This is a genomic window from Rhizobium alarense, from assembly GCF_021555155.1.
GTDB lineage: Bacteria > Pseudomonadota > Alphaproteobacteria > Rhizobiales > Rhizobiaceae > Rhizobium_D > Rhizobium_D alarense.
Genome location: NZ_JAKGBU010000089.1, coordinates 9,946 through 11,296, shown reverse-complemented (window position 1 = coordinate 11,296; position 1,351 = coordinate 9,946). Strand labels below are relative to the sequence as shown.

The window sequence follows — 1,351 nt, the reverse complement described above, 5'->3', positions numbered from 1 at the left end:
TCGCCGCCCTCAGCACGGACGCGATCGCGGCCTTGTCCACCGAGCAGATCGCGGCTTTGAGCACGGCTGGCGTCACTGGCCTGACAGCGGATCAGGTCGAAACGCTGTCCACGGCGCAAGCCGAAGCGTTGACCGTGGCCCAGGTCAAGGTTCTGAGCTCGACGCAACTCGCCGCTCTTGGAGCGGACGATCTGGCCACATTCTCGACGGCCGACATCACGGCGATCACCAACAGGGCCATCGCCGGCCTTGACACGGACATCATCGCTGCGTTTTCCGCCGCCCAGTTTGCCGCCTTGAGCACCAGCGCGATTGCAAGCCTGACGACCGACCAGATCGACGTTCTGAGCTCCGATCAACTCTCCGCTCTCAGCACAAAGCAGATCGGTGCGCTGAACTCGACGCAGATCGCCGCGCTCAGCACGATCAATATCGCGGCCCTCTCCACCGACCAGATTGCAGCCTTGAGCGCCACCGGCGTTGCCGGCCTGACCACGGACCAGATCGAGACCCTGTCCACCGCACAGGCGGAGGCACTGACATCCACGCAGGTGAAGGCCCTGAGCGCGGAACAACTCGCCGCCCTCACCACGGAGGATCTGGCGACATTCTCGACGGCCGACATGGCGGCAATCACCAACAGCGCCATCGCCGGGCTGACCACCGATACGATCGCTACGCTTTCGGCAACCCAGATCGCCGCATTGAGCACGAGCGCGATCGCCGGCCTGACGACCGGTCAGGTTGAGGCCCTGGGCTCTGACCAGATCGCCGCATTGAGCACGAAGCAGATCGCCGCATTGCGGTCGGCGCAGGTCGCCACCCTGAGCACGGACGATATCGCTTCCCTGTCGACGGACCAGATCGCGGCGCTGAGCATAACGGGCGTTTCCGGCCTGAGCACGAAGCAGGTCGTGGCGTTGAGCACGGCGCAGGTCGAGGCCCTCACCACGAGCCAGGTCGGCGCACTGAGCTCCGCACAGCTCGCGGTCCTGACGGCCGAAGACCTGGCAACCTTCTCGACCAAGGACATTGCCGCCATCAGCTCCGATGCCATCGCAGGCCTGTCCACAGCCACAATCGCAGCGCTTTCGACGGACAAGGTCGTCGCTCTGAGCACCAGTGGCATCGCCGGACTGAGTACGGCCCAGATTGCCGCACTGAGCTCCGACCAGATCGCGGCCCTGACCACCAAGCAGATCGCAGCGCTGGGTTCAACGCAAATCGAGGCCTTCAGCACGAGCGATATAGCGACCCTTTCCGCCGAACAGATCGAAGCGCTGAGCACCGCTGCCGTCGCCGGCCTGAGCACGAAGCAGGTCGTTGCGCTGAGCACGGCCCAGGTGGAGGC

General features: G+C 64.8%; 1 pseudogene. It reads left to right on the top strand.

The window, feature by feature from the left end:
* Positions 1–1,351 (top strand): annotated as a pseudogene (locus LXM94_RS21595) (hypothetical protein); the annotation flags it as partial.